This is a genomic window from Hyphomicrobium sp. 2TAF46, assembly GCF_052114865.1.
In the GTDB taxonomy this organism is placed as follows: Bacteria; Pseudomonadota; Alphaproteobacteria; order Rhizobiales; family Hyphomicrobiaceae; genus Hyphomicrobium_B.
Map to the genome: position 1 here is coordinate 623537 of NZ_JBFRFO010000001.1, position 25246 is coordinate 648782.

A 25246-nucleotide genomic window follows, 5' to 3' on the forward strand; every position below is an offset into this window, starting at 1 on the left:
GGCACGCTTGCAAATTAAGTCGGTGAGCATTATCGGCGGGGGCGCGTGGGGAACTGCGCTTGCCCAGACGTTGGCGCACGGCCAGACGGCGGTCACGCTATGGGCGCGCGAGACCGAGGTCGTCGACGACATCAACAAGCGCCACGTCAACCGGACATTCCTGCCCGGTGTCAGCCTCAATCCCGCGATCCGCGCCACACCCGATCTTTTGGCGGCGGCAGCTTCGGATGCAATCCTGGCCGTCGTTCCGGCGCAGCACTTGCGCAACGTGATAGGCAGGCTTGCAAAGCAGCTCGCTCCAGATACGCCGGTCATCATCTGCGCGAAGGGCATCGAGGAATCGACGGGCCGGTTCATGGGCGACGTCCTCGAGGAAGCCGCGCCTCAGGCATTGCGCGCCGTTCTTTCGGGACCGAGTTTCGCAGCCGACGTCGCACGCGGCCTGCCATCGGCACTGACGCTCGCCTGCCGCAACGAAACCACTGGCCGCGCACTGACGGCCGCGCTCTCCTCACGCCAGATGCGCCTCTATTGGTCGAGCGATGTGCTGGGCGCCGAACTCGGCGGCGCCGTGAAGAATGTCTTGGCGATAGCGGCTGGCATCGTCGAAGGCCGCGGCCTCGGAGCAAGCGCGCACGCCGCAATTGTCACCCGCGGATTTGCCGAACTTCGCCGCTTCGGCGAGGCGATGGGCGCGCGGCCCGAAACACTGCTCGGCCTCTCCGGGCTCGGCGATCTCATCTTGACGTGCGGCAGCGCACAGTCGCGCAACATGTCGCTCGGACGTGCCTTGGGCGAAGGCCGGAGCCTCAGCGAATTCCTCGGCACGCGCGTAACGGTCGCCGAAGGCGTCTACACCTGCGCTGCGCTCGTCCGTCTCGCGCGCGAGAAGGGTGTCGAAATGCCGATCGCCGAAGCCGTGCACGGGATCATCGAAGGCCGGCTTGAGGTCGATGAAGCGATTACAGCACTGATGCAACGGCCGCTGAAGGCCGAAGACTGACGGCGTCGCCTGATCGCGACCGCGCATCGGCTGCGACCTTTCATCCTGAGCTTCGATGATTTCCCCAAATCGTCGCCGATGATTGGGCTCGTCACGCGTTCGCGGGTGAGCATTCCGCCAATCGGAATGAGCAGCAAGCACGACGCCTTTACCGAATATCAAGGCATTGCTGAGATAACGGACCAACAGGTCTTGGGCTATAGGATTCGCTCCAAGGTTCGTTGACCGCCAAAAGTTTCGTGTCGCGTCTTAAACCCCATGCTTTTGCGAGCATGGGGTTTTTGCATCTTTCGGCGCGGCCTTGAGCAACCGGCCGTTTCGCGCTAGCACCAGCCACTTACATAAAGGCTGAGCATGACCGCCTTCTGGCTGCTGAAATCAGAACCCGACGTGTTCTCTTGGAACGATCTCGTTTCCCGTGGCAAGCAGGGGGAATCGTGGGACGGTGTTCGCAATTATCAGGCTCGCAACAACATGCGGGCGATGAAAGTCGGCGACCTCGGATTTTTCTATCACTCGAACGAAGGCAAAGAGATCGTCGGCATTCTCCGCGTCATTGCACCTGCTCATCCCGAGGCGAAGGATGATACCGGCAAGTGGGAATGCGTCGACGTCGCCGCTGTCGTTCCCGTTCCAAAACCGGTGAGCCTCGACGCCGTCAAGGCCAACCCCAAGCTTTCGAGCATGGTGCTCGTCAACAATTCGCGTCTGTCGGTCCAGCCCGTGTCCGCCGATGAATGGAAGGAAATCTGCAAGATGGGCGGTGTCGATCTGAAGACGCTCAAGGACCGATGACAGCTCGGCTCGATCCCGCTGATCCTCAAAGCGCTAAACAGTTCATACTCGAAAACACGAAGCCCATCGCTCCGCCTTTGGTGCCCGAAATCATGCTGCGCCTTGCGGAAGAGTCGCTGCCGATTTGGCAAAAGACCGAGGACGAGCTCGATGCGCTTAACGTGCCGCCGCCCTACTGGGCTTTTGCCTGGGCCGGAGGTCAGGCCGTCAGCCGCTACCTGCTCGATCACCCCGAAATTTGCCGTGGCCGGACCGTTCTCGACATTGGCGCCGGTTCCGGAATTTCCGCGATCGCAGCCGCCAAGACAGGGGCCGCGCGCGTCCTGGCCGCGGATATCGACGGATTGGCGGTCGCCGCCTGCGCCGTGAATGCCGGAGCGAACGGCGTCACCATCGAAACGGCGTTGGCCGATTTGCTCGACGCCGAGCCGCCTGAGGATAGCGTCGTCATCCTGGGAGATCTCTTTTACGAGCGCCAGCTCGCCACCCGCGTCACCCAATACATCGACCGGGCCAGGGAACGGGGATGCTTGGTTTACATCGGCGATCCCCGGCGAAGCTATTTCCCGGAAAATCGATTCACACCGCTTGCGGAATATCAGGTTCCGGTAACGCGCGAACTTGAGGATTACGATATCAAGCGGACGACCGTTTGGGGCGGGTAGCGGGCGTTGCGGCAGTGCGATATTGAACTGCAAACATTTTGGGCCCGGACAGCGATAGGTCGACCATCGATCATGTTGTGAACCGGCGCTCGCCACAGCATAATAGGGAAAATGGCCGCGTCTCAGACGGCCAATTGGAGGAGCGCTTCTCATGTCGGACAAAGTTTACGCCGTGCCCTCTCAATGGGCGGAGCGGGCTTATATTAACGCTGATTCCTATACCACGATGTATGAGCAGTCCGTTGCCGACCCTGAGAAATTCTGGTCAAACGCCGGCAAGCGCATCGATTGGATCAAGCCCTATACGCGCGCGAAAAATACGAGCTTCGCGCCTGGCAACGTCGACATCCGCTGGTACGAAGACGGGACGCTCAACGTCTCGGCAAACTGCATCGATCGCCACCTCGAGAAGCGCGGCGATAAAGTTGCGATCATCTGGGAAGGCGACAATCCGAACGAAAGCGAACAGATCACCTATCGCCAGCTTCACGAACGCGTGCAGCGCTTCGCCAACGTACTGAAGAAGCACGGCGTCAAGAGAGGCGACCGCGTTACGATCTATCTGCCCATGATCCCCGAAGCAGCCTACGCGATGCTCGCCTGCACGCGGATAGGTGCTGTTCATTCGATTGTCTTCGGCGGATTTTCACCGGACAGCCTTCAGAACCGCATCGAAGACGCGGACTCAAAGCTCATCATCACGGCAGATGAAGCCCTTCGCGCCGGCAAAAGTGTGCCCCTGAAGAAGAACGCCGACGCGGCGCTCGCAAAATGCAAGGGCGACGAAAAATTGCTCGTCGTCCGCCGCACCGGCAACCCCGTCCCCTGGACGGACGGCCGCGATTTCTGGCTGCATGAAGAGCTTGCGACCGTTCCCGCCGAATGCAGCCCGGTGGAAATGCGTGCCGAAGACCCGCTGTTCATTCTCTACACGTCGGGTTCGACCGGAAAGCCGAAGGGCGTCGTCCACACGACGGGCGGATATCTCGTCTACGCGTCGATGACCCATCAATACGTTTTCGACTACCACGAAGACGATATCTATTGGTGCACGGCGGACGTCGGCTGGGTCACCGGGCACAGCTACATCGTTTACGGACCGCTCGCGAACGGCGCAACGACGCTGATGTTCGAAGGCGTGCCGACCTATCCGACGTCATCGCGGTTCTGGAACGTCGTCGATAAGTGGAAAGTCACGATCTTCTATACCGCGCCGACAGCCATTCGCTCGCTGATGGGTGCGGGTGATGCGCTCGTCAAAGCCACGAACCGCTCCTCGTTGCGCCTTCTCGGCTCGGTCGGCGAACCCATCAATCCCGAAGCCTGGGAGTGGTATCACAACGTCGTCGGCGACGGCAGATGCCCCATCGTCGATACGTGGTGGCAAACCGAAACGGGCGGCATTCTCATCACGCCGCTTCCCGGCGCGACGGATTTGAAGCCAGGTTCGGCAACGAAGCCTTTCTTCGGCATTCGTCCCGCCCTCGTTGACGAAAAAGGCCAATTCCTCGGCGGCGCGGCGCAAGGCAATCTCGTCATACTCGACAGCTGGCCGGGACAGTCGCGCACGATCTACGGCGACCATGACCGGTTCGTGCAAACGTACTTCTCTGCCTATCCCGGAATGTACTTCTCGGGCGACGGCTGCCGGCGCGATGCCGACGGCTATTATTGGATCACCGGACGTGTCGACGACGTCATCAACGTCTCCGGCCACCGCATGGGCACGGCCGAAGTCGAAAGCGCGCTCGTCTCCCATCCGAAGGTTGCCGAAGCCGCCGTCGTCGGCTATCCGCACGATCTCAAGGGCCAGGGCATCTATTGCTACGTGACGCTCAACATCGGCGAGAGCGGCGATGACGCGCTGAAGCGCGATCTCGTCGCCCACGTCCGTAGAGAAATCGGCCCGATCGCCTCCCCTGATCTCATCCAGTTCTCGCCGGGTCTGCCGAAGACGCGATCAGGCAAGATTATGCGCCGCATCCTGCGAAAGATCGCGGAGGATGATTTCGGCAGCTTGGGCGATACCTCAACGCTGTCCGATCCGACCGTCGTCGATGATCTGATTACAAATCGTCAGAACCGGCGCGTCATCTAGCGCCGACGCCACCGGCGGCGGCATCAAAAGTCAGATGTGATGCCGCCCTTCTCCCAGTCGCCGAAACGCGTGGGATCGAGACCGTCTCTGCCACCGATTTCTCGCGGCGCCTTGGATTCGTCAGCCCGTTTTTGACGCCGCTCTTCGGCCTCAGCGAGCGCCCGGCGAGCTTCGAGCGTCAGCACGCGCGTATCGGGCGAAGTCGAGTGCGCCTCGTCCGGCCGATCGCCCCTGGCCCTGTCATCGCCTGTCCGATCTTCGGCTGTCATATAGAAAAACGTCCTTTTAATCGGTTTCGCTGCCTTTTTCGGCGCCTCGCCTTTATGGATTTCGTCCGGCACCATATATACGCGGCTGTAAGGTTGTAGACTAGCTTAGGGACCACGTGTCGCGAGTATGCTCAAATGCCTATGAACTATGCCAAGACCGCGCTGCTTCTGGCAGCATTGACCGCGATCTTCGTCGCATTGGGCGCAGCCATCGGCGGCCAGGCCGGTCTCATCATCGCGTTCTTTATCGCGCTGGTGATGAACGTCGTCAGTCTATGGAAATCGGATTCGATCGTACTGCGCATGTTCAACGCCCAGGAGGTCAGCGAAGCGACGGCGCCTGAGCTCTATCGCATCGTGCGCGATCTGGCACAGAATGCCGGCCTTCCGATGCCTCGCGTCTACATCATGAACAATCCGCAGCCCAACGCATTCGCGACGGGCCGCAGCCCTTCGCACGCCGCCGTCTGCGCATCGACCGGCCTTCTTGAAGCCCTCGACCGCGACGAGATCGCTGGCGTGCTCGCACACGAGCTGGCGCACATCAAAAACCGGGACACGTTGACGATGGCCGTCGCCGCGACGATAGGCGGTGCGGTATCGATGGTCGCTCAATGGATGCAGTTCGGTATGCTGTTCGGCGGCGGCCGCAGTGGCGATCGTGGCGGCCTCGGCGTGTTCGGCACACTCGCCGCCATCATTCTTGCGCCGATGGCCGCCGGCATGGTGCAGATGGCAATCAGCCGCTCCCGCGAATATCAGGCCGATCGTCTCGGCGCGATGATTTGCGGCAAACCGCTTTGGCTTGCCTCGGCTCTGCGAAAAATCGATGTCGCGGCGCGCCGGATTCCAAATGAAGAAGCCGAAGCGATCCCCGCGGCCGCGCACATGTTCATCATCAATCCGCTGAACGGCCACGGCGTCGACAATCTCTTCTCGACCCACCCCAATGTTGAAAATCGCATCGCCGCGCTCGAAGCCCTGGCGCGCGAGATGGGCGCAACCGGCACAGGACCCAGCGGTCACTCCGGCGGCTCCGGTCAAGTCTGGATCGGTGGTCAGAACTACACCAAACCGCCGAACCCTTGGGGCTGATGTGAAAGACACTATAAAAAGAAACGGTCCGCGCCCGGCGGCAACGGGCGCGCGCTTCAAGCGCGATCAGAAACCCAAAGCCAAGACCGACCGTCACCCGTCACCCGCTGGCGATGGCCTGAAGACGCGCGATGCCGCGGTTTCGGCGCTCTTCTCCGTGTTGATTGAACATCGCCCGTTCGACGATGCGTTCGCAACCGTGTCTGCAGCACGCGATCTCGCTCCGCGCGACCGCGCCTTCGCTCGCCTCATCGCCACCACGGCTCTCCGCAATCGCGGCGCGCTCCAGGCCGTGCTGAAAACCTACATCGCAAAGCCGCTGCCCGAACACATCGGCCGCTTGGACGAAATCCTTCTCGCAGCCGCGGCGCAGCTCCTTCTGCTACAAACGCCGCCGCACGCCGCGATCTCTCTTGCCGTCGATCAATGTCACGCCGACACCAACGGCAAGCGCTTTGCAAATCTCGTCAACGCCGTCCTGCGGCGCTTGAGCGAAACCGGCCAGGGCCGCCTCGCATCGCTGGATAATGTCACGCTGACGTTCCCAGATTGGCTCCTCAAGCGTTGGAGCGACACGTATGGCGCTGCCGAGGCTCGGCAAATCGCGCGCGCATCGCTGTTGGAACCGGCGCTCGATCTGACCGTCAAATCCGATCCCGAACTGTGGGCCGAGCGCATCGGCGCCGTCGTGCTGCCGACGGGTTCTATCCGCTGCGCCCAAGCTGGACGCATCGAGGAACTGCCGGGCTTCAGCGTTGGCGCGTGGTGGGTGCAGGACGCCGCCGCCGCTCTCCCGGTGAAGCTTCTGGGCGATGTCGCCGGTCTTTCGGTGCTCGACCTTTGCGCCGCGCCTGGAGGCAAGACGGCGCAGCTCGCAGCCGGTGGCGCCGAGGTGACGGCAGTCGACAAGTCGGCCGGACGATTGTCACGCCTCAGAGAAAATCTCACGCGTCTCGGACTTACCGCGAATACCGTCGTCTCCGACGCGCTGACGTTCACCTCGGAAACGCAGTTCGATGCCATTCTTCTCGATAGCCCGTGCACGTCGACCGGAACGATCCGCCGCCATCCCGATATATTGTATCTGAAGCGCCCGGAAGACGTCGCTGCCCTCGCGAGCCTGCAGTCCAAATTGCTCGACCGCGCCGCTGGTCTTTTGAAGCCAGGCGGCACGCTCGTCTATTGCACCTGTTCGCTCGAACGCGACGAAGGCGAAAGCCAGGTCGAGGCCTTTCTCGACCGCCACAAGGACTTCGCGCGCCGCCCCATCATGCTCGACGAAGCGACAATCCCCCTCTCATGGCGAACCTCGGACGGCGATCTCCGGACGCTGCCTTCCCACTTCGCCGATTTGCCCGAAGGCTTGCGCGGCCTCGACGGCTTTTTCGCAGCAACCCTGGTGAAGTCGTCCTAAGCTCACAGTATGTGCGCCCGCGCGCCTTGTTTTGGCGCGGGTCAGGGGCTACTCCAATCTTCCGATCGGGCCAATTTTCGCGCGACGCAGGAGCGATTCCCCTTGAGCCTCAATGTTACGGAACGGCTGAAGATTCGCTCCCTTTCGGTTGAGCGCCTCCGCCGCCGCGCCGTGACCTTCACGCTATCGTCGCCGCTTTTGCGTTGGCGCTACGCGGGCAACGGCGCCGATCAGATCCTGATCGTTCCGCAGGAGCTGCGCGCAGCCGATCCGAGCTTCTGGACGGAGGTCACGCACGGCCACTTCGGCCTCGCGTCCGAGATCGCAGATTTGAAGGGCGCGTCGGCCTTTCGCGTGACGCCACCGAGCCTCGCATGGGAGCGCGAGCTTCACGGTTTTGGCTGGTTACGGCATCTGGCGGCGACCGAGGAAGAAGAGGCGGCCACGGCGGCGCGAGAACTCGTTCTCGAATGGATCGCCTTGAAGCGTCTCTCACAAGGCATCGCTTATGAACCCGAGGTCATCGCCCGTCGGCTGATCTCCTGGATATCGCAAGCCAACATGCTGCTCGAGGGCCTCGACGCGCGCTCCTACACGCAAATCATGTCGAGCATGGGTCAACAGATAGTTGCGCTCCGAACGACATGGCGCAATGCCCCCGACGGCGTGCCCCGCATGATTTGCCTGATTGCGCTCGTCCTGACGGGCCTTTCCGTTTCCGGGCACGACCGGCAATTGAAGGAAGCGGAAGCCGCGCTCGTGACCGAACTGAAGCGGCAGATTCTCGACGACGGCGGACACGTTAGCCGCAGCGCCAGCGTGCTGTCCGATCTCGTCCTCGACCTCCTGCCGCTCGGCCAGTGCTTCAGCTCGCGCGCTTTGCCGCCGCCCGACGAGATCAACACGGCAATCAAAAAGTCTCTGAAGTTTTTGCGCTTCATGCGGCTCGGCGACGGCATGCTCGCGCGTTTCAACGGCGTCAGCACGGGTTCGCCCGCGGCGCTGGCGACGGTTCTGGGCTATTCGAGCGGCGAACTCGACCTCATGCCGGTCGCTCATTCGTCGGGCTATGCCAGGCTTGAACGCGGTTCAACGATCATCGTCGCCGACGTCGGCTCGCCTCCCCCGCTTGAACTTTCGACGCAAGCGCAGGCCGGAGCGCTATCCTTCGAAATGACGGCGCGCCATCATCTGATTTTCGCTAACGGCGGATTTCCGGGACCCGCCGACCACGACTGGGATTCCGTTGCGCGCGCGACCGCCAGCCACAACACGCTTTGCCTCGCCGAAACGTCGTCGTCGCGGCTCATCCGGCATGACCAGCTCGAAACCATGGTCGATGGCCTGCCGATCCGTGGGCCTGACGCGGTCGCCTTCGAATTCAACAACGGCCCGGAACAGGCGCAGTTAATCGGCAACCACGACGGTTACCTCAAACGCTACGGCTTGATCCACGCCCGGCGCCTCGCCTTGTCGGCAAATGGCGACAGATTGGACGGCGCAGACAGCCTCGAGCCGCCGAAAGGAACGCTCCGACTGAAGCAAGATCTTCCCTACGCCATTCACTTTCATCTTCATCCGGATTGCCTCTGTCGCTTGGCCGGAAAGGGCGCGTGCCGAATTACGCTCCGCGACGGCGAAACCTGGCTGTTCACCGTTGCTGGCGACACCGCCCAGTTATCAATCGAGGAAAGCCTGTTCTTTGTCGACAGCGCCGGCCCGCGGCCGGGCCTCCAAATCGTCCTCCGCGGGACGACCTTCGGCCAGACGGAAGTCGGCTGGTCCGTGCACGCGGAACGGCCGAACGGCGGCCAGACCTGATCGAAAGAGACCTGATCGCACGGCGGAGAACTGCCCGCATTCGCGCGTCAGATCCACGCGCGGGATAGCCTTGCCAAACGCGCCGTGCTAACCGCCACTCAGAACACACTGGGATGCACATGGCCGATCAACAGATACGCCGGGCCCTCCTGTCAGTCTCCGACAAGACCGGGCTCATTTCTTTCGCCACCGCTCTGAAAAACCGTGGCATCGAGCTTGTTTCGACCGGCGGCACCGCCGCCACCCTCAAGGCTGCGGGCCTCGCGGTTCAGGACGTCTCCGAGCTGACGGGCTTTCCCGAAATGATGGACGGGCGCGTCAAGACTTTGCATCCCAAAGTCCACGGCGGCCTTCTCGCCATTCGCGGCAGCGCCGTCCACGACGAAGCTGCGCGCGAGCACGGAATCTTGCCGATCGACCTGCTCGTCGTGAACCTCTATCCGTTCGAGGCCACGATCGCCAAGAATGCGGCTTACGATGACTGCGTCGAGAATATCGACGTCGGCGGCCCGGCAATGATCCGCGGCGCCGCGAAAAATCACGACAGCGTCACTGTCGTCGTCGAGCCTGTCGATTACGATCGCGTGCTCGCGGAAATCGCTGCCAACAATGGAGCGACGACGCTCGCGCTCCGCAAAGCTCTCGCCGCCAAAGCCTTCGCCCGAACCGCAGCCTATGACGCGGCGATCAGCAACTGGTTCGCGCGCGAGATCGGCACGACGACGCCCGACTACCGCGCGTTCGGCGGCAAGCTTGGCCAGGCGCTGCGCTATGGCGAGAATGCCCATCAATCAGCTGCGCTCTATCTCTCGGCGGAACACCGCATCGGTGTGGCCACCGCCCAGCAGCTGCAGGGGAAGGAACTCTCCTACAACAACATCAATGATACCGACGCGGCCTTCGAACTTGTGTCGGAATTCGATCCGAAGATTCCGGCCGTCGCCATCATCAAGCACGCCAACCCGTGCGGCGTCGCTTTCGCCTCGTCCCTCGCTGACGCTTATCGCAAAGCGCTCGCCTGCGATCCGACGAGCGCCTTCGGTGGCATTATTGCCGTCAATCAGTCGATCGATGCCGAAGCTGCCGGCGAAATAACGAAGATCTTCACCGAGGTGGTCATCGCCCCCGGCGCATCCGATGAGGCAAAAGCAATTTTCGCGGCCAAGAAAAATCTCCGCCTGCTGCTGACGGGCGGCCTCGCCGACTCGCGGACCGCAGGCCTGAACTTCAAATCCGTCGCGGGCGGCTTCCTCGTTCAATCACGGGATGCAAGCAACGCCGACGATCTCGAATTGAAAGTCGTGACGAAGCGCGCTCCGACTGAAGCCGAGCTGCAAGACCTGCGGTTCGCGTTCAAAGTTGCGAAGCACGTGAAGTCCAACGCCATCGTCTATGCAAAAAGTGGCGCGACGGTCGGCATCGGCGCCGGTCAGATGAGCCGCGTCGACTCTGCCCGCATCGCCGCCTGGAAAGCCGCCGAGGCCGCAAAAGCCGAAGGCCTGGACTTGGCCCTGACGATCGGATCGGTCGTCGCCTCGGATGCGTTCTTCCCGTTCGCCGATGGACTAATCACGGCGGCCGAGGCTGGCGTAACGGCCATCATTCAGCCGGGAGGCTCGATGCGCGACGATGAAGTGATCAAGGCGGCCGACGAACGCGGCCTCGCCATGGTCTTCACCGGCGTCCGCCACTTCCGGCATTAGCGCGTAGACGGTGCCGGCCGCACCCGCACGAAGAGCATCAGCAGGACGCCAGCTACGAGGAACGCCAGCACGCCCGCCATGCCGATGCGCTGGCTTCCCGTCTCGACGGTCAAGAACGCGACGACGAACGGCGCAAGAAACGCCGTTACCTTTCCGGAGAACGCGAAAAGCCCGAAAAACTGCGTGATCTTGTCGGGCGGCGCGATGCGCGCGAGCAGCGAGCGGCTCGCCGCCTGAACCGGTGCCGAGACAATGCCGACGAGGATCGCAAAGGCGAGAAAGACATGCTCGCCGGGCGACGAGAACGGCTTCGACCCGGCAACCTTCTCGGCGACCTCGACCGTGAAAAAGATGTGGTTCTTATCGACCGACAGAATGCCAGCTGCGCCCGCGATCAACGCGAAGAGCGCTATGATGATGACGGTCTTGGGCCCGATGGCATCGTCGAGCCAGCCGCCGAAGAGCGCTCCGAACGCCCCGACGAGCGTCAGGATGATGCCGAAAATTCCCAGCTCGAGCGCTCCCCAGCCGAATACCGACGCACCGTAAATGCCGCCAAAAGCAAAGATCGCCGTCAGCCCGTCGGTATAGAGCATGCGCGCAACGAGAAAGATCAGAAGGCTTGGGCTCGCGGGCAGCGATTTGATCGTATCCCAAAGCTCGGCCATCGCCGTGCGCTCCGGATGCGCGCTCGCTGCTCGCCGCCGGTCCGGCACGAACAGAAAGAACGGAATGATGAAGATCGCGAACCATATCGCCGCGAACGGCCCCGTGATGCGGTCGCTCTGATGCGTGGCGCCATCGAGCGTCAAGAGCGGCTCGAGCCCGAGCAACGTTTTTTCCGCGCCTGGAACGGCCACCAGCAAACCGGCGACAATCGCTAAGCTAACGAGCCCGCCGAAATATCCGACCGCCCAACCCGTGCCGGACAGCCTACCAAGCTCGCTGCGCGGCACGAGGCCCGTCATGATGGCATTTGAAAAGACGCTCATCAGTTCGGCCGCGAGCGTCGCCATGACGAAGCCCGCAAGCACGATCAGGATCGTCGTCAGATTTGCATCGGGCACGCCGAGCCACAAAACGCTGAGCCCCGCGAGAAAGACCAGCGAAAGCCCGGCCATCCATGGCTTGCGCGAACCGCGCCCATCGGCAGCAGCGCCGAGCAGCGGACTGAGGATCGCGATCAGCAGCCCGGCGACGGATGCCCCATACCCCCACAGCGCCTGACCGCAAGCTGCGTTCGCGCTGCCTTCCGCGATCCACGACCCGCAAGCGGAATTCTGGACGACGGCGTTCGCAAAATAGGGGCCGAAAAGAAATGTCTGAACGAGCGTGTAGTGCGGCTGCACGGCCCAATCGTAGAGCATCCACGAAACGCGGGCCCGAAGCGGCGCGCGAGCGGGATCGCTGGCTGCGGCAGACGAGACCTGCTCATCCGAGCCGCCGAGATCGAACGTTGCCATGCTCTTCCCCTCTTTGCCCACCCGGATCGCCCAAGTCGCTTATCGCCGACGTTTATCAGCTTCGTAAGACGATCAAATGATCGGGAAGTACGTTCGGATCTGCGTCTCCCGGCGGGAAGTGTGCGGCAAGCAGATCGCCGATACTCTTGATCGCGCGCTCGAACCCGTCGACCGCACGTCCCGCACCGATATCGGCCGTCAACTCGTCGACGATTTTCTGCCAGGTACCTTGCGGCACCAGCGCATCGATGCCGCTATCGGCGATGACCTCCACCCGCTTCTCCGCAAGAGACACGAAAATGAGGACGCCCGTTCGTCCCTCTGTCGTGTGCAGGTTCTGTGCGAGAAACTGCTCGCTCGCACGGCGCCGCGTGTTCGCGTTCAAAATCGCCTTCGGCACGAGCGACGTGCGCACGCGCGGATGCCAGGCAAGCGCGAGAAGCGCCAGAAAGACCAGAAGCTGGATGAGAAAGATCCACTGCACTGGCATCCACGTGTAGTAAATCAGCGGCCATGGAATGACGAGAGCCAGAAGCCCAGCCCACATGAACGGGATATGCTGATACCGGCTGCTCTGCTCGGCGAGAACGGCAACGATCTCTCCCGACGTATTGCGCTCGGCCTCCGTGATGGCCGCGGAAATGCGCTCTTCGTCCTTGGCGCTGATTAAGCTCATCGTGCGCGACCGCCTTTTTGCATAAACCCGATCATTGCTACCAGCTTCCCGAAGCGCCGCCGCCGCCGAAGTCTCCGCCGCCGCCCGACCAGCCACCGCCGCCACCGCTATCGCCGCCACCGGACCATCCGCCGCCCCAGCTTCCTGAGCCGCCCGGAATGACAACGATGCCTCCTCCGCGGCGCCGCGAGCCGGGTACGCCCGACTGTACCACTTGCGATTGCCGGTAATTGATCCAGACGATGAACGCGAAGATCAGCAAGAAGATCAAAAGATTCATCATGTCTGACGGATCGTCCTGCGCCGTGCGTCCGCCGGCCGCGCGCCGCTTTACTTCTTCCGCGTCACCGAGCAGCACCGATTTGATATCGCGGATGCCGTCCTTGATGCCGCCGGCGAAATCGCCCCGCCGAAACTTCGGCAAAATGGCATTCTGGATAATCAAAGACGACATGGTGTCGGTCATGAACGGTTCGATCCGCCGGCCGACCTCGATGCGAACCTTGCGATCGTTCGGCGCGACGATGAGCAGGACACCATTGTCCTTGCCCTTCTGACCGATGCCCCACTTGCGCCCGAGCCCGACGCCGTAATCCTCGATCGGATAGCCCTGCAGCGACTTGACCGTGACGACGGCAAGCTGATCGGTCGAAGTCTGTTCCAGATCAGCGAGAACTTTTTCGATGTCGGCCTTGTCCTGTGGTGTCAGCAGCCCGGCTTCGTCCGTCACGCGACCTGAGAGTTGCGGATAGACGGGTTCGGCGAATGCCGGTGCGAGAAACGCGGGCAGGACCGCAAATAACAGCAGCAGCATCGCGCAAGCCAACGCGCGGTGCTCACTGTGCAACGTGAAAGACCGAGCGGCGTTCGGAGCGCCAGCCATCGGACGAGTTCCTAGCAAAGTTGCGGGCTTAGAGCATTTTCAAGCAAAGTGGGCACCGGTTTGCGTAAAGAAAATGCGATGAAACGAAAAGATATAGAGCGTCGGTCCTGAAACTATCAGGACCGACGCTCTAGGACGCTAAGGCTTGCTGAAATCGACCTTCGGAACCTTCTGCTCTTCCGGTGAGACTTCGAACGTGGCCATTTCCTTCGCCTGCGGATAAAGCGCCATCTTCCACAGCCGTCCGGGGAACGTCGTGATCTCGGTGTTATAGTTTCTTACCGCTTCGATGTAATCGCGGCGCGCGATGGCGATGCGGTTTTCCGTGCCGGCAAGTTCACTCTGAAGAGCCAGGAAGTTCTGCCCTGACTTGATATCGGGATAGCGTTCGACGACCGCCATGAGCCGCCCAAGCGCACCGCTCAGCGTCGCCTGCGCATCCTGGAATTTCTTCATGGCTTCAGGGTTGGTGATAATATCGGGAGGCAACTGAATGTTCGTTGTCTGCTCGCGCGCTTTCGTGACCTCAGTCAGAACGCTCTTCTCCTGATCGGCGAAGCCCTTCACCGATGAGACGAGATTGGGAATGAGATCCGATCGGCGCTTGTATTGGTTCTGTACTTCGCTCCAGGCCGCCTTGGCCTGTTGCTCTTGCGTCGGGATGGTGTTGATGCCGCATCCCGCCATAGAGAGGCCCGCCATGATGATCGCCAAGAACGCGATCGGACGAGCAATAAAAGTTCTTGTCACTGCGATCATGATTTGACGGACCCCATCGTTGAACCGAATCTCGTTCGGCTGCCGCTAATGGACGTGGTGGGACGAAATTTGCAAGCCGGATGTTAACCGGTTGGTATGGGCTTCCCTAACGGCTCGCAAGGCGCCCGGTCCGATTACTTGGCGCCCATACAGCCGCCTACAGCTTTACCAAGTTCGCTGCCAAACGACATCTCCGATAGCCTTTCCGGTAACCTGCATCCGTGGCCTGAATACTTCGATTATCAGCCGAAAATCTGATGTTTCACTGAACACTCGAAATTTAATCGGATTTCGCGGCGCCTTGATAGGTTTGTGAGGCATGGAATGCGAAATTTTGTGATCCGGGCTTCACTCGCCGCTTCGGTGATTGTGCTTGTGGCGGCCCCGGCATTTTCCGCAAGCGATCGCTGCAGCGAACGCGCCATTACCTGCTACGAAAAGGTGAGAACGCCTGCCGTCTACGCGACCAAAACGCGTCAGGTCATCGTCCGTCCGGGCTGGCGTGAAGTTGTGACAACGCCGCCCGTCGTCAAACAGGTCACCGTTCCCGTCGTCATGCGCCCCGGCAGGTGGCGAACGGTAGCCGCGCCACCCGTCTACGCCACGAAATTCGAGCGCGTACTCGTCAAAGCGGAGACCAAACGCGTCGAGTTTATTCCACCGGTGACCCGCCGCGTCGAGCAGACCATCGTCGTCTCACCTGGCGGCGTCGCCTGGGAACGTACGCGTGAGCTCTCCGGGCGCGAAAGGCTTTGCAAAGTTCGAACGCCGCCCGTCACGAAAACGATTGCGCGCGACGTCGTCGTCAGTCCCGCCCGCCGCATTATTTACGTGTCCCCCGCCGTCTACGGCATCGCCCCGCGCCCCGTTCTCATCAAACCCGCCACCGCGACTCGCGTCTACGAACGGCCGGTTCACGGACTGATCAACCGATCGATTGTCGTTCGTCCGGCAACCGCCGAAGTCGTGGATCATCCGCCAGTCGTCGCCGCTCATCGCGAACGCGTCCTCCTGCGCGAAGGGCGGGACGTCTGGGTCAATTCACGGTCGCGGCCGGAAGCGGATTGAACGGCGAATAACAATACGTGGCATTGCCGAAAAGGAACCTTAAGTTCAATTCGCCGTTGCACAAATGACACCGCAATGGACCGAAATAGCACGCAATAAAGCCGCCGAATTCCAACGAGAGCTAGGCTGCATTGCTATAAATGCATGAGAACTGCAGCCGATTTTATCCGTTTATTGCGAGGGCGATCAGTGGATCGCTTTTCGGATTTAACGGAGCTCGATATGGACGGTTGGAAAAAAGCTCTTGGCGGTGCAGTGGCCGCACTTGCGGTAGCAGGCTTCGCTGCCGGCGCCGAAGCGGGGGGCAGACATGGCCATTTTGGCGGCCACTTCGGTCACGGTCACTTCGCACATGGCGGCTATGGCGGCCATTGGCACGGACGCCGCGGATGGGGCGGCTGGGGTTGGGGTCCGGCTATCGGATTCTACGGCCCCTATTATGATGACGCCTATTACGATGATTATCCCTACGACGATTACTACTATTATCGCCGATATCATCGCCGCTATTATTACCGCTAAACTCGGTGACCGGCCCCTATTGGGGCCGGTTTTGTATTGCGTCGCTTTCGGGGGGAAGCTATCGGCGGCTAAAAATGCCCAGGCCGCACGAATGAGATATCGAAGTGTATGGGAGTTGCGGCAACCAATAGCGGAGCACTGAAAATAAGAATAACCATGATTCCGCAGGCCAAAGCCGCTTGAAGAAACTGCACAGAGCGTTTCAACACATTTGCACCCTTTCCTATCAAGGCGGATGCATTTTCCTCCGGCTGTATGTCCCGAGCGAGTCTCAGAAGCGGCGCTGCCGCGATGGAAATACGGCGCCCTGGGGGCGCCGTATTTGAACCTTTACCACCAACGGCAATGACGGTGTCCGTGTCTCCACCAGCAATGACGGTGGCGACGCCAATAAACTTCTTGGCTCACCGACGATTGCGCGGAAATCTGCTTGAGCGTCTGCACATCGCTGCTGAGCGTAGCAGCGCTGGCAAATCCAGCTCCAAGAACCATCGCGGCGGCCGCGAAGGCGACACCCAACGTAGTCTTCATGAGGCTTCCCTCCTTGGTTGCGAGCGTCGTTTTGACGCCAAGTGAGGAGCTACCTATAGCGACGGGGTCGGGCTCGCTTTCCATACGCTTTCGTAAAGCGGGCAATAGCGGGCTTATATCGGATCGGAGTGTTGCTTAGACACGCCAAGATGATTCGCGGATACGGCGTTGCACAATCCGTGCGGATTCCAGGAGGTATTCTGAAATCTTGAAGATACTGGAGCGGGCGAAGGGATTCGAACCCTCGACCCCGACCTTGGCAAGGTCGTGCTCTACCCCTGAGCTACACCCGCATGTCCAGCAGCATCAGCGCCTTGCGGCGATGGAAGACCCGCCTTATGGCGCAAGTGACAATCCAATGCAAGGCCTCTTCACAGCGATATCCGGGCGGCCCATTGAGACAAAATGTAAGCCCCCGGCCGCTACCGCATATCCATCCGAATGATAATGTCCCGGCCCCAGCACGAGCCCCCTTCCATGCCCCATACACGCGCACAACTGTTCTCGGTTTTGGACGAACTCGGGTTTCCGACGAAAACCGTCGAGCACCCCCCGGCCTTCACCGTCGCCGACACGAATACGATCGAGATCGCCCTCCCCGGGGCCCACACCAAGAATCTTTTCCTCAAGGACGACAAAGGCGCGCTTTTCCTCGTCATCGCCAATAGCGAGACGCGGGTGGACCTGAAGGCGCTCTCGAAGAGGCTTCCCGCCGGACGCTTTTCCTTCGGCAAGCCGGAGTTGCTGCTAGAAGTTCTTGGCGTGACCCCTGGCGCCGTGACCGCATTTGCGGCAATTAACGACACCGCAAAGCGCGTGAAGATCGTGTTCGATCAGGCGCTGATGATGGAAGAGAGCATCAACTGTCATCCGCTCGAAAACACCGCCACCACGAACATTGCACGGGAAGATCTTTTGCGGTTCATTTGTACAACCGGCCATGAACCCCATGTCATGGTATTGACCGCATCTTGAAGATTGGCGGCGAGGAGATTGGGTCAATGGATTTCGGTGATAAGGAATTCGCTGGCGCGCCAGGCGCCGCGGACATCATCAAGGACGCGACAACCGCGTCTTTCAAAGCGGACGTTCTCGACGCGTCAAAGACGCTTCCAGTCGTCGTCGACTTCTGGGCGTCATGGTGCGGCCCCTGCAAGCAGTTGACGCCACTGATCGAGAAAGTCGTCCGCAGTTATCGAGGCAAGGTCCGCCTCGTGAAAGTCAACGTCGACGAAAATCAAGCGATCGCTGCGCAGCTTCGGATTCAATCACTGCCGACGATCTACGCCTTTCGCGACGGCCAGCCGGTCGACGGCTTCGTCGGCGCGCAGCCGGAGAGCGCCATAAAGACCTTCATCGACCGGCTTGTCGCCGACGATGCCGAGCTCGGTATTACGGAAGTGCTGAAGGCCGGCGAAGAACTGCTCGAGCAGGGGGACCTGCAAGGTGCCGCCGAAGCCTTCGCCTCCGTCCTCCAGGAAGACCACACCAATGCCGAGGCGCTCGCAGGCCTCGCCAGCTGCTACATGAAAAGCGGTGACGTCGCGCGCGCCAAGCAAACGTTGACGCTCGTCCCGCCGGACAAGCGGGAGTTGGCCGTCGTCAAAAGCATCGAAGCGGCAATTCTGCTTGCCGAAAAAGGGGCTGACCAGACCGACCTTTCCGCTTTGACGGCGCGCGTGCAGAAAAACCCGGCCGACCATCAAGCGCGCCTCGATTTGGCGGTCGCGCTGGCCGCCAGAGGCGATCGGGAAGAGGCCCTTGAACTTCTCCTCGATCTCGTCAGGATGGACAGGAATTGGAATGATGAAGCCGCCCGCAAGCAACTCCTGCAGTTTTTTGACGCCTGGGGCCCGAAGGATCCGTTGGTTGCCGAAGGCCGGCGGAAGCTCGCATCGATCCTGTTCAGTTAGGTTTTCAGCGCAAAGCGGAGACACGCGAACGTGACGCTCACGGAACGCTACCGGCGTCCAGCCGACCTGCCCCCGAGGATTGCAGTCTTTCCGCTTCGTGGGGCGATCTTGCTGCCGCGCGCGACATTGCCGCTGAACATTTTCGAACCGCGCTATCTCGAGATGATCGACAACGTTATGTCGGGCGCGCGGATCATCGGCATCGTCCAGCCGGTCGTATCGGGTGAGGACGATCAGGAAAGCCCAATCGAAAAGACTGCCGGGTTACGCTCCGTCGGATGCGCCGGCCGCGTGACCTCCTATCAAGAACTCGACGACGGCCGTCTTATCATCACGCTCACCGGCATAACGCGCTTTCAGAGCGTCGGCGAAGCCGAAACCGAGAAGCCCTATCGCATCATGAGCGTCAGCTATGACCGGTTCGCGAGCGACTTGACGGAAGGCCTCGGCGAAGAGCTCGTCGATCGGCAAAATCTCTTGCGTGTCCTGAAAACGTATCTCGAAGCCAACCGCCTGAAAACCGATTGGGCGACGATCCAGCGCGCTTCCAACGAATTCCTGATCAACGCCCTCTCGGTCATGTGCCCCTATGGCCCCGAAGAGAAGCAGGCCCTTCTCGAAGCCAAGGATCTGCGATCGCGCGCCGAGGTGCTCGTCGCTCTCGCGGAAATCGATTTGGCCTCGAACGGCAGCAGTGGCACGACCCTGCAGTAAGTCGGGAAGCAGTCGATGAGTGAAACCGAAGAGACCGCGGATGATCCCGCGAATGCCGTCGATCCAAAACTTCTGGAGCTGCTCGTCTGCCCCTTCACGAAGACGCGTCTTGTCTACGACGCGAAAGCGCGTGAGCTGATCAGCAAAGCGGCAGGATTGGCTTTTCCGATCCGCAATGGCGTTCCGCTCATGATCGAAGAAGCCGCACGCAAATTGAACGATGACGATTTTCGGCGACTTTAAGGCGAGACGCGAAACAGCGTCGATTCGCGCGAAATTTTTTTAGTTGCTGCTGCTCTGGTTTAACCACGTCTCTTTAGATTCTGTAAAATACAGTGAGCTGAGTGTCGCCCCGCATTCAGGGGCAAAAGCGTTGTTACAAAAACCGATGTACACGCGGCCCGCCAAGGTGGGCAAAGGCGTTGAACCGTCAGCCCGCCCCAGGCGGCAAGCTGTCAGAGCATCGCGCATGTGTGCGGCGATCGCGTTTTTCGCCGGCCTGATGATGCTCGCCGGTGGCCTCGCTGCTAGCGGCGCGAAGTCCGACGCCGGTCTCGCGGTCGCAATCTTTGGAAGCGCGCTACTCGCGGGCGGCGCCGTCGCTGGCGTTCTCATGTCGCATGAATGGACATGGGGCATGGCTCGTGCTGTCCGGTTACGTCGACGCCATGAAATGCGCAAACTCGAAGACATGAAGGATGCGCATTGGCGGTTGTCGGACAACGCCGTTCGCTACCGTCAATTTCTAGATGCCCAGCACGATTTTGTCGTCCGTCACTCGCTCGACGGCCGCTTGCGGTTCGCCAATCGCGCCTTCTTCAACGCTTTCGATATCCGTGGCGAAGACGTCCTCGGCTCGATTTATCGTCATCCCGTCATCAGAACGGAGGCGGCTGCCGGATCATCGCCGTCGGGAAGGCGCACACTCGAGCATGTGAAGACGCGCAACGGCAAGCGATGGATTGCGTGGATCGCAAGTGAAGTCATCGGCGAGACGAACGAAATCGAAATTCAAAGCGTCGGTCACGACGTCACGGCCGAGCGCGAAATCGAACAAAATCTCAAAACCGCCCGCGACCGCGCCGAAGCCACGAGCCAAGAGAAATCGCGCTTCCTCGCGGCGATGAGCCACGAAATCAGAACGCCGATGAACGGTATCCTCGGCATGATCAGTCTCATGCGCGATACCAGCCTCGACGGTGAACAGGCGATGCAGGCTCGCGCCGCCGAAGAGTCCGCGCAGGCGTTGCTCGTCCTGCTCGACGACATCCTCGATTTCTCGAAAATCGAAGCGGGAAAGCTCGATCTGACGACCGACGTCTTTTCGCTGCAAAATTGTATCGCGCAAACGCTGCAGCTCATGATGCCCGATGCCGCCGCCAAGCGGCTTGCACTCACATCCACGATGTCCAGCGCCGTGCCCGAATGGGTGCGCGGCGATGAAATGCGGGTCCGCCAGATCATTCTCAATCTGCTTTCGAATACGGTGAAGCTCACCAAGGCCGGCGGCGTTGCCGTGCGAACCGAGCTCGATTTGAAGAAGCCGAGCTTTCCGAACGCGGTCCGTATCGCCATCGAAGTTGCCGATTCCGGCACCTGCATCCCCCGGGGTGCGACCACCCGGCTTTTCGACGAGTTCGAGCGAGACGAAACCACGGCAAGCCATCCGGGAGACACCGGCCTCGGATTGGCAATTTCAAAACGCCTCGCACAAGCCATGTCCGGCGCCATCGTCGCAGGCAAAGACCGCGCGGACGGGGCCGCCTTTACGGCCGTTCTGGAACTGCAACGCGCCGAAGCTCCGGGCGATGCGGTGCTCGAAGACACCTGCGCCGCCTCCGGTTCCATCCGCCGCCGTCCCTTCAGCGTTCTGGTCGCCGAAGACAACCGGATCAACGCACTCCTCGCGTGTAAGGTCATCGAGCGCGCGGGTGGCAAAGCGACGGTCGTCGAAGACGGACGCTCCGCTATAAAAGCGATGTGGGAAACGATCGAAGGCAAACGGTCAGCGTTCGATGTCGTTTTGATGGATCTGCAGATGCCCGGCATCGACGGACTAACGGCCACGAAATCCATCAAGGCCCTCTATTCGGAGCGAAAGCCCCTCGGCCCGCCGTGCCCGCCGATCATCGCGTTAACCGCGAATGCCTTCCCGGAAGACCGGGAACGCTGCCGTTTGGCTGGAATGGACGACTATCTCGCGAAGCCCTTCGACGCGCGCGATCTCCATGATCTGCTGCTCAGATGGACGGGGCCGAACCTCGGCGAAGCGACGCCGGCCGCCTGAAGCGCTATGACGCGCAAGGTTGAATCTAAAAACTGTCACGGAATCGTGCTAGCGGCATCTCAGGCAACTGAGCAGGGAAGCTCCCTCTATGTGGCAGTCGATCGCAGACCGGGGCAGATGGCGGCCGGGTTTACCGGGAAAGATACCTGCGGGACTTGCCGCACTGAACGCCCTAAAAGCGCCCGCGCGCCGCTTCAGCGGATTGCCCCGCGACATCGAGCCCAAAATCTACGGCCGTGTTGGCAATCTCGAGGTCCGCTTAGCCCGCACCTGGGCTGAGATCAAGCTGGCGCAGCGTCTGCGCTACCAGGTTTTCTACGAGGAAATGTCGGCTGTCCCGACGCGCCTCGCGCAGTTTCGCCGCCGCGATGAGGACGCCTACGACGCCCTCTGCGATCATCTTCTCGTCGTCGATACCGATCAGACAAAGCCGGGACGCGCAGGCCGGCCCGAGAAGCCGAAAGTCGTCGGCACCTATCGCATCCTTCGCCAGGACGTCGCCGAGCGCGGCCCGGGATTCTACACGGCAGGCGAATACGACATTGCGTCCCTCCTCCGCCGCAAGGCCACGACGCACCGGTTCATGGAGCTTGGCCGCTCATGTGTCCTGGCACCTTACCGCAGCAAGCGGTCGGTCGAGCTTCTGTGGCACGGCCTTTGGACCTACGTCCGCGAAAATCGCATCGACGTCATGATCGGCTGCGCGAGCTTCGAGGGCATCGATCTCCAAGAACATGAAATGGCGCTGAGCTATCTGCATCATCGGGCAATGGCTCCTGAAGAGTGGCGCTGCCGGGCCCACGATCGGCTCTATATCCCGATGGACCGCATGCCGCTCACCGACATCAATCAGAAGGCCGCGCTGAAGGCGATGCCGCCGCTCATCAAGGCTTACCTGCGGCTCGGCGCATATTTCGGCGACGGCGCCGTTCTCGACAAGCAATTCGGCACGACGGACGTTCTCGTCATCATGCCGGTGGCAAACATCGATCCGCGCTACTTCGAACACTACGGCGCGCCGGAGGAAACCAAGAGCCGGATCGCGATCGACGCTTAGATCTTTCTTCTCCCTGAGGGAGAAGGTGGCCGAAGGCCGGATGAGGGGGCGTTGGACACCTACTCGCGGCCGGCGCCGTAAGCCGCAAGCGCCGCCATATTGACGATATCGGCGTCGGTCGAACCGAACGTGCAGATCTGCACCGGATGCGAAAGTCCGACGACGATCGGCCCGATGATCGTCGCCCCGCCAAGCTCCTTCAGCATCTTTGTCGAGATCGACGCCGCGTGAAATGCCGGCATGACGAGAACGTTCGCCGTATCCGACAGACGGCAGAACGGATAGTGCCCCATCAGATTGCGATTGAGCGCGACGTCGGCAGCCATGTCGCCATCGTATTCGAAATCGACCCGTCGCTCATCGAGAATGCGCACCGCCTGCCGGACCTGCTCGGAGCGCTCGGTTCTTGGCTGTCCAAAAGTTGAATAGGCGAGCAGCGCCACACGCGGCTCGATACCGAAGGCACGCGCCGTTCGCGCGGCTTCGACGGCGATATTGGCAAGCTGCTCCGCCGTCGGAAAATCATGAATGCTGGTGTCGGCGACGAGAACAGCGCGGCCCCTGCTCAGCGCCAGCGACACGCCGATGACATGCCGCCCAGGCTTCGGATCCATCACGCGGTGAACGTCGGAATAAACGCTCGTCCAGTTTCGCGTGACACCGGAAACCATCGCGTCGGCATGGCCATGAGCGACCATCAGTGCGCCAAACACGTTGCGCTCGTTGGTGACGAGGCGTTCGCAGTCTCGTTTCAAATACCCGCGGCGTTGAAGACGCGAATAGAGCAATTCCGTGAATTCCGGGATGAACGGCGAGGCCGTCGTATCGACCAGCAGGAACTCGCTTCTGAGGGGAATTCCGAGCTCACGAAACCGCTCGGTGACAACTTTCTTCGATCCGATCAGAATCGGCTGTCCGAAGCCCTGCTGGAAAAACGTGTTCGCCGCGCGGATAACGGCATGATCTTCGCCCTCGGCGAACACAACGCGTTTCGGATCGTTACGGACCGCATCGAACGTCGATTGCAGCCAGCCGGCGACGGGATCGAGGCGCGCCTTCAGCCGCGCCACATAGCCTTCCATGTCGACGATCGGATTGCGCGCGACGCCTGAATCCATCGCCGCCTTCGCAACGGCTGCCGAAACGTGCGGCAACAGCCGGGGATCGAAAGGCGCAGGAATGATGTAGCCGGGCCCGAATGTTGGGCGCTCGCCGTGAAATGCCGCCGCGACCTTGTCGGGAACCTCAGCGCGCGCCAGCGCCGCGATCGCCTCGGCCGCGGCGATCTTCATCGCGTCGTTGATCGTCGTCGCATGAACGTCGAGCGCGCCGCGAAAGATGAAGGGAAAGCAGAGAACGTTGTTGACCTGATTGGGGTAGTCCGAGCGGCCCGTCGCCATCACCGCATCGGAGCGGACGGCCTTCACCTCTTCCGGGGTGATCTCCGGATCGGGATTTGCCATAGCGAAGATGATGGGCTTCGGACCCATCTGTGTCACCATCTCTTGCGACAGCACGCCGGCCGCCGAAAGCCCGAGAAAGATGTCGGCGCCTTGAATGACATCCGCCAGCACGCGCGCATTCGTCTTCTGCGCAAACGGCGCCTTGTAGATGTCCATGAGTTCCTTCCGGCCCTCGTAGACGACACCTTTGATATCGCAGACGGTGATGTTCTCGCGCTTGACGCCGATCATCACGAGCAGATTGAGACACGCGAGCGCCGCCGCGCCTGCGCCCGCGCAGACGAGCTTCACATCGCCGATGTCTTTCTCGACGACGCGGAGCCCATTCAGAATGCCCGCCGCCACAACGATCGCAGTCCCATGCTGATCGTCGTGAAAAACAGGAATGTCGAGAAGCTCCTTCAGCTTCTCTTCGATGACAAAGCAGTCCGGCGACTTGATATCTTCGAGATTGATGCCCCCGAACGAAGGTCCGAGGTAGCGCACCGAGTTGATGAAAGCATCCGGATCCGGCGTGTCGACGAGCAGGTCGATCGCATCGAGATCGGCAAAGCGCTTGAAGAGCGCCGCCTTGCCCTCCATCACCGGCTTTGAAGCCAGTGCTCCAAGATTGCCCAACCCGAGAATAGCCGTGCCGTTCGACACCACGGCGACGAAATTCCCCTTGCTCGTGTAGGCATAGGCGTCTCGCGGGTTTTCCGCGATCGCCAGCACCGGAATGGCAACGCCCGGCGAGTAAGCCAGCGAAAGATCACGCTGCGTCGCCAGCGGCTTCGTCGGGGTTATCTCGAGTTTTCCGGGTTTGCCGCCCGCGTGGAATGCGAGCGCTTCCTGAGCCGTGACTTGGGCTGCGCGAGGAGGGGAGGCCATGCTGTTGGACCGTTCGTGAAAATTTGTGCACGCGGGGCTTCCGAGGCACACTTCAGGGGAAAAGAGCCGGCACGATAGGTTGCAGCAGACGATACGGCAACCTATGCATATCCGACGCTTGGATCGGGGCGGTGGAGCGCTTCACGCTGCGTCATTGATCAAGCCAACGAGGCAAAT

23 protein-coding genes and 1 tRNA gene are annotated in these 25246 nt (G+C 61.0%); 16 read left to right on the forward strand and 8 right to left on the reverse strand.

Features of this window, described 5'->3' with window-relative positions; genetic code table 11:
* Nucleotides 1–7: 7 nt before the first annotated feature.
* The 4 genes from AB4Z24_RS02865 (at nt 8) to acs (ending at nt 4561) form a co-directional block, all read left to right on the forward strand.
* Nucleotides 8–1003: an NAD(P)H-dependent glycerol-3-phosphate dehydrogenase gene (locus AB4Z24_RS02865; RefSeq protein WP_441705822.1), complete on the forward strand. Its 996-nt coding sequence runs from the start codon at nt 8–10 to the stop codon at nt 1001–1003.
* A 354-nt stretch (nt 1004–1357) separates the two neighbouring features.
* Nucleotides 1358–1798 (forward strand): EVE domain-containing protein, encoded by a 441-nt coding sequence (locus tag AB4Z24_RS02870; protein ID WP_441705824.1) that lies wholly within the window; start codon nt 1358–1360, stop codon nt 1796–1798.
* Nucleotides 1795–2463 (forward strand): class I SAM-dependent methyltransferase, encoded by a 669-nt coding sequence (locus tag AB4Z24_RS02875; RefSeq protein WP_441705826.1) that lies wholly within the window; start codon nt 1795–1797, stop codon nt 2461–2463. The genes AB4Z24_RS02870 and AB4Z24_RS02875 overlap by 4 nt, the downstream gene beginning before the upstream one ends.
* Nucleotides 2464–2614: 151 nt before the next feature.
* Nucleotides 2615–4561, forward strand: a complete 1947-nt coding sequence (gene acs / locus AB4Z24_RS02880) for an acetate--CoA ligase (protein ID WP_441705828.1) — start codon at nt 2615–2617, stop codon at nt 4559–4561.
* A gap of 23 nt (nt 4562–4584) precedes the next feature.
* Here the strand turns inward: acs and AB4Z24_RS02885 are convergent, their stop codons facing one another.
* Complete coding sequence (locus AB4Z24_RS02885; RefSeq protein WP_441705830.1) at nt 4585–4830, reverse strand: DUF1674 domain-containing protein; 246 nt, start codon at nt 4828–4830, stop codon at nt 4585–4587.
* Between the two features lie 141 nt (nt 4831–4971).
* Between AB4Z24_RS02885 and htpX the strand changes: the two genes are divergently transcribed.
* From htpX to purH, 4 genes are all read left to right on the forward strand, one after another.
* A complete protein-coding gene (gene htpX / locus AB4Z24_RS02890; protein WP_441706058.1) occupies nt 4972–5925 on the forward strand; it encodes a zinc metalloprotease HtpX in 954 nt (317 codons plus the stop codon).
* 1 nt (nt 5926) lies between these two features.
* The gene (gene rsmB, locus AB4Z24_RS02895) at nt 5927–7339 is read left to right on the forward strand and encodes a 16S rRNA (cytosine(967)-C(5))-methyltransferase RsmB (protein WP_441705831.1); all 1413 of its coding nucleotides are present in this window, start codon (nt 5927–5929) and stop codon (nt 7337–7339) included.
* A 102-nt stretch (nt 7340–7441) separates the two neighbouring features.
* The gene (locus tag AB4Z24_RS02900) at nt 7442–9160 is read left to right on the forward strand and encodes a heparinase II/III family protein (protein WP_441705833.1); all 1719 of its coding nucleotides are present in this window, start codon (nt 7442–7444) and stop codon (nt 9158–9160) included.
* 119 nt (nt 9161–9279) lie between these two features.
* Entirely contained in the window at nt 9280–10863 is a 1584-nt protein-coding gene (gene purH / locus AB4Z24_RS02905; RefSeq protein ID WP_441705835.1) for a bifunctional phosphoribosylaminoimidazolecarboxamide formyltransferase/IMP cyclohydrolase, read from the forward strand.
* Here the strand turns inward: purH and AB4Z24_RS02910 are convergent.
* From AB4Z24_RS02910 to AB4Z24_RS02925, 4 genes are all read right to left on the reverse strand, one after another.
* Nucleotides 10860–12326: an MFS transporter gene (locus tag AB4Z24_RS02910; RefSeq protein ID WP_441705837.1), complete on the reverse strand. Its 1467-nt coding sequence runs from the start codon at nt 12324–12326 to the stop codon at nt 10860–10862. The genes purH and AB4Z24_RS02910 overlap by 4 nt on opposite strands.
* Before the next feature lie 55 nt (nt 12327–12381).
* Nucleotides 12382–13002 (reverse strand): TPM domain-containing protein, encoded by a 621-nt coding sequence (locus AB4Z24_RS02915; RefSeq protein WP_441705838.1) that lies wholly within the window; start codon nt 13000–13002, stop codon nt 12382–12384.
* A gap of 37 nt (nt 13003–13039) precedes the next feature.
* Nucleotides 13040–13885 (reverse strand): TPM domain-containing protein, encoded by an 846-nt coding sequence (locus AB4Z24_RS02920; RefSeq protein WP_441705840.1) that lies wholly within the window; start codon nt 13883–13885, stop codon nt 13040–13042.
* A 138-nt stretch (nt 13886–14023) separates the two neighbouring features.
* Entirely contained in the window at nt 14024–14644 is a 621-nt protein-coding gene (locus tag AB4Z24_RS02925) for a LemA family protein (RefSeq protein ID WP_441705842.1), read from the reverse strand.
* Between the two features lie 324 nt (nt 14645–14968).
* Between AB4Z24_RS02925 and AB4Z24_RS02930 the strand changes: the two genes are divergently transcribed.
* Nucleotides 14969–15712: a hypothetical protein gene (locus tag AB4Z24_RS02930; protein WP_441705844.1), complete on the forward strand. Its 744-nt coding sequence runs from the start codon at nt 14969–14971 to the stop codon at nt 15710–15712.
* Between the two features lie 222 nt (nt 15713–15934).
* Nucleotides 15935–16234 (forward strand): hypothetical protein, encoded by a 300-nt coding sequence (locus AB4Z24_RS02935; RefSeq protein WP_441705845.1) that lies wholly within the window; start codon nt 15935–15937, stop codon nt 16232–16234.
* Nucleotides 16235–16564: 330 nt separating this feature from the next.
* On the opposite strand, the gene AB4Z24_RS02940 is transcribed toward AB4Z24_RS02935, so the two are convergent.
* Both AB4Z24_RS02940 and AB4Z24_RS02945 read right to left on the reverse strand, forming a co-directional pair.
* Nucleotides 16565–16765, reverse strand: a complete 201-nt coding sequence (locus tag AB4Z24_RS02940) for a hypothetical protein (RefSeq protein ID WP_441705847.1) — start codon at nt 16763–16765, stop codon at nt 16565–16567.
* A 218-nt stretch (nt 16766–16983) separates the two neighbouring features.
* Nucleotides 16984–17058: transfer RNA gene (locus AB4Z24_RS02945), tRNA-Gly, on the reverse strand.
* A gap of 184 nt (nt 17059–17242) precedes the next feature.
* On the opposite strand from AB4Z24_RS02945, the gene AB4Z24_RS02950 reads away from it, so the two are divergent.
* The 6 genes from AB4Z24_RS02950 (at nt 17243) to AB4Z24_RS02975 (ending at nt 22736) form a co-directional block, all read left to right on the forward strand.
* A complete protein-coding gene (locus AB4Z24_RS02950; protein WP_441705849.1) occupies nt 17243–17740 on the forward strand; it encodes a prolyl-tRNA synthetase associated domain-containing protein in 498 nt (165 codons plus the stop codon).
* A gap of 26 nt (nt 17741–17766) precedes the next feature.
* Complete coding sequence (gene trxA / locus AB4Z24_RS02955) at nt 17767–18678, forward strand: thioredoxin (protein ID WP_441705850.1); 912 nt, start codon at nt 17767–17769, stop codon at nt 18676–18678.
* Between the two features lie 30 nt (nt 18679–18708).
* Entirely contained in the window at nt 18709–19392 is a 684-nt protein-coding gene (locus AB4Z24_RS02960) for an LON peptidase substrate-binding domain-containing protein (protein WP_290993135.1), read from the forward strand.
* A gap of 15 nt (nt 19393–19407) precedes the next feature.
* Nucleotides 19408–19635 carry a Trm112 family protein gene (locus AB4Z24_RS02965; RefSeq protein ID WP_441705853.1) on the forward strand — a complete coding sequence of 76 codons (228 nt, stop codon included), beginning with the start codon at nt 19408–19410 and terminating at the stop codon, nt 19633–19635.
* 226 nt (nt 19636–19861) lie between these two features.
* Complete coding sequence (locus tag AB4Z24_RS02970) at nt 19862–21679, forward strand: response regulator (protein WP_441705855.1); 1818 nt, start codon at nt 19862–19864, stop codon at nt 21677–21679.
* Nucleotides 21680–21767: 88 nt separating this feature from the next.
* A complete protein-coding gene (locus tag AB4Z24_RS02975) occupies nt 21768–22736 on the forward strand; it encodes a GNAT family N-acetyltransferase (RefSeq protein WP_441705857.1) in 969 nt (322 codons plus the stop codon).
* A 59-nt stretch (nt 22737–22795) separates the two neighbouring features.
* On the opposite strand, the gene AB4Z24_RS02980 is transcribed toward AB4Z24_RS02975, so the two are convergent.
* Nucleotides 22796–25069: an NADP-dependent malic enzyme gene (locus tag AB4Z24_RS02980; protein ID WP_441705858.1), complete on the reverse strand. Its 2274-nt coding sequence runs from the start codon at nt 25067–25069 to the stop codon at nt 22796–22798.
* Nucleotides 25070–25246: the final 177 nt, after the last annotated feature.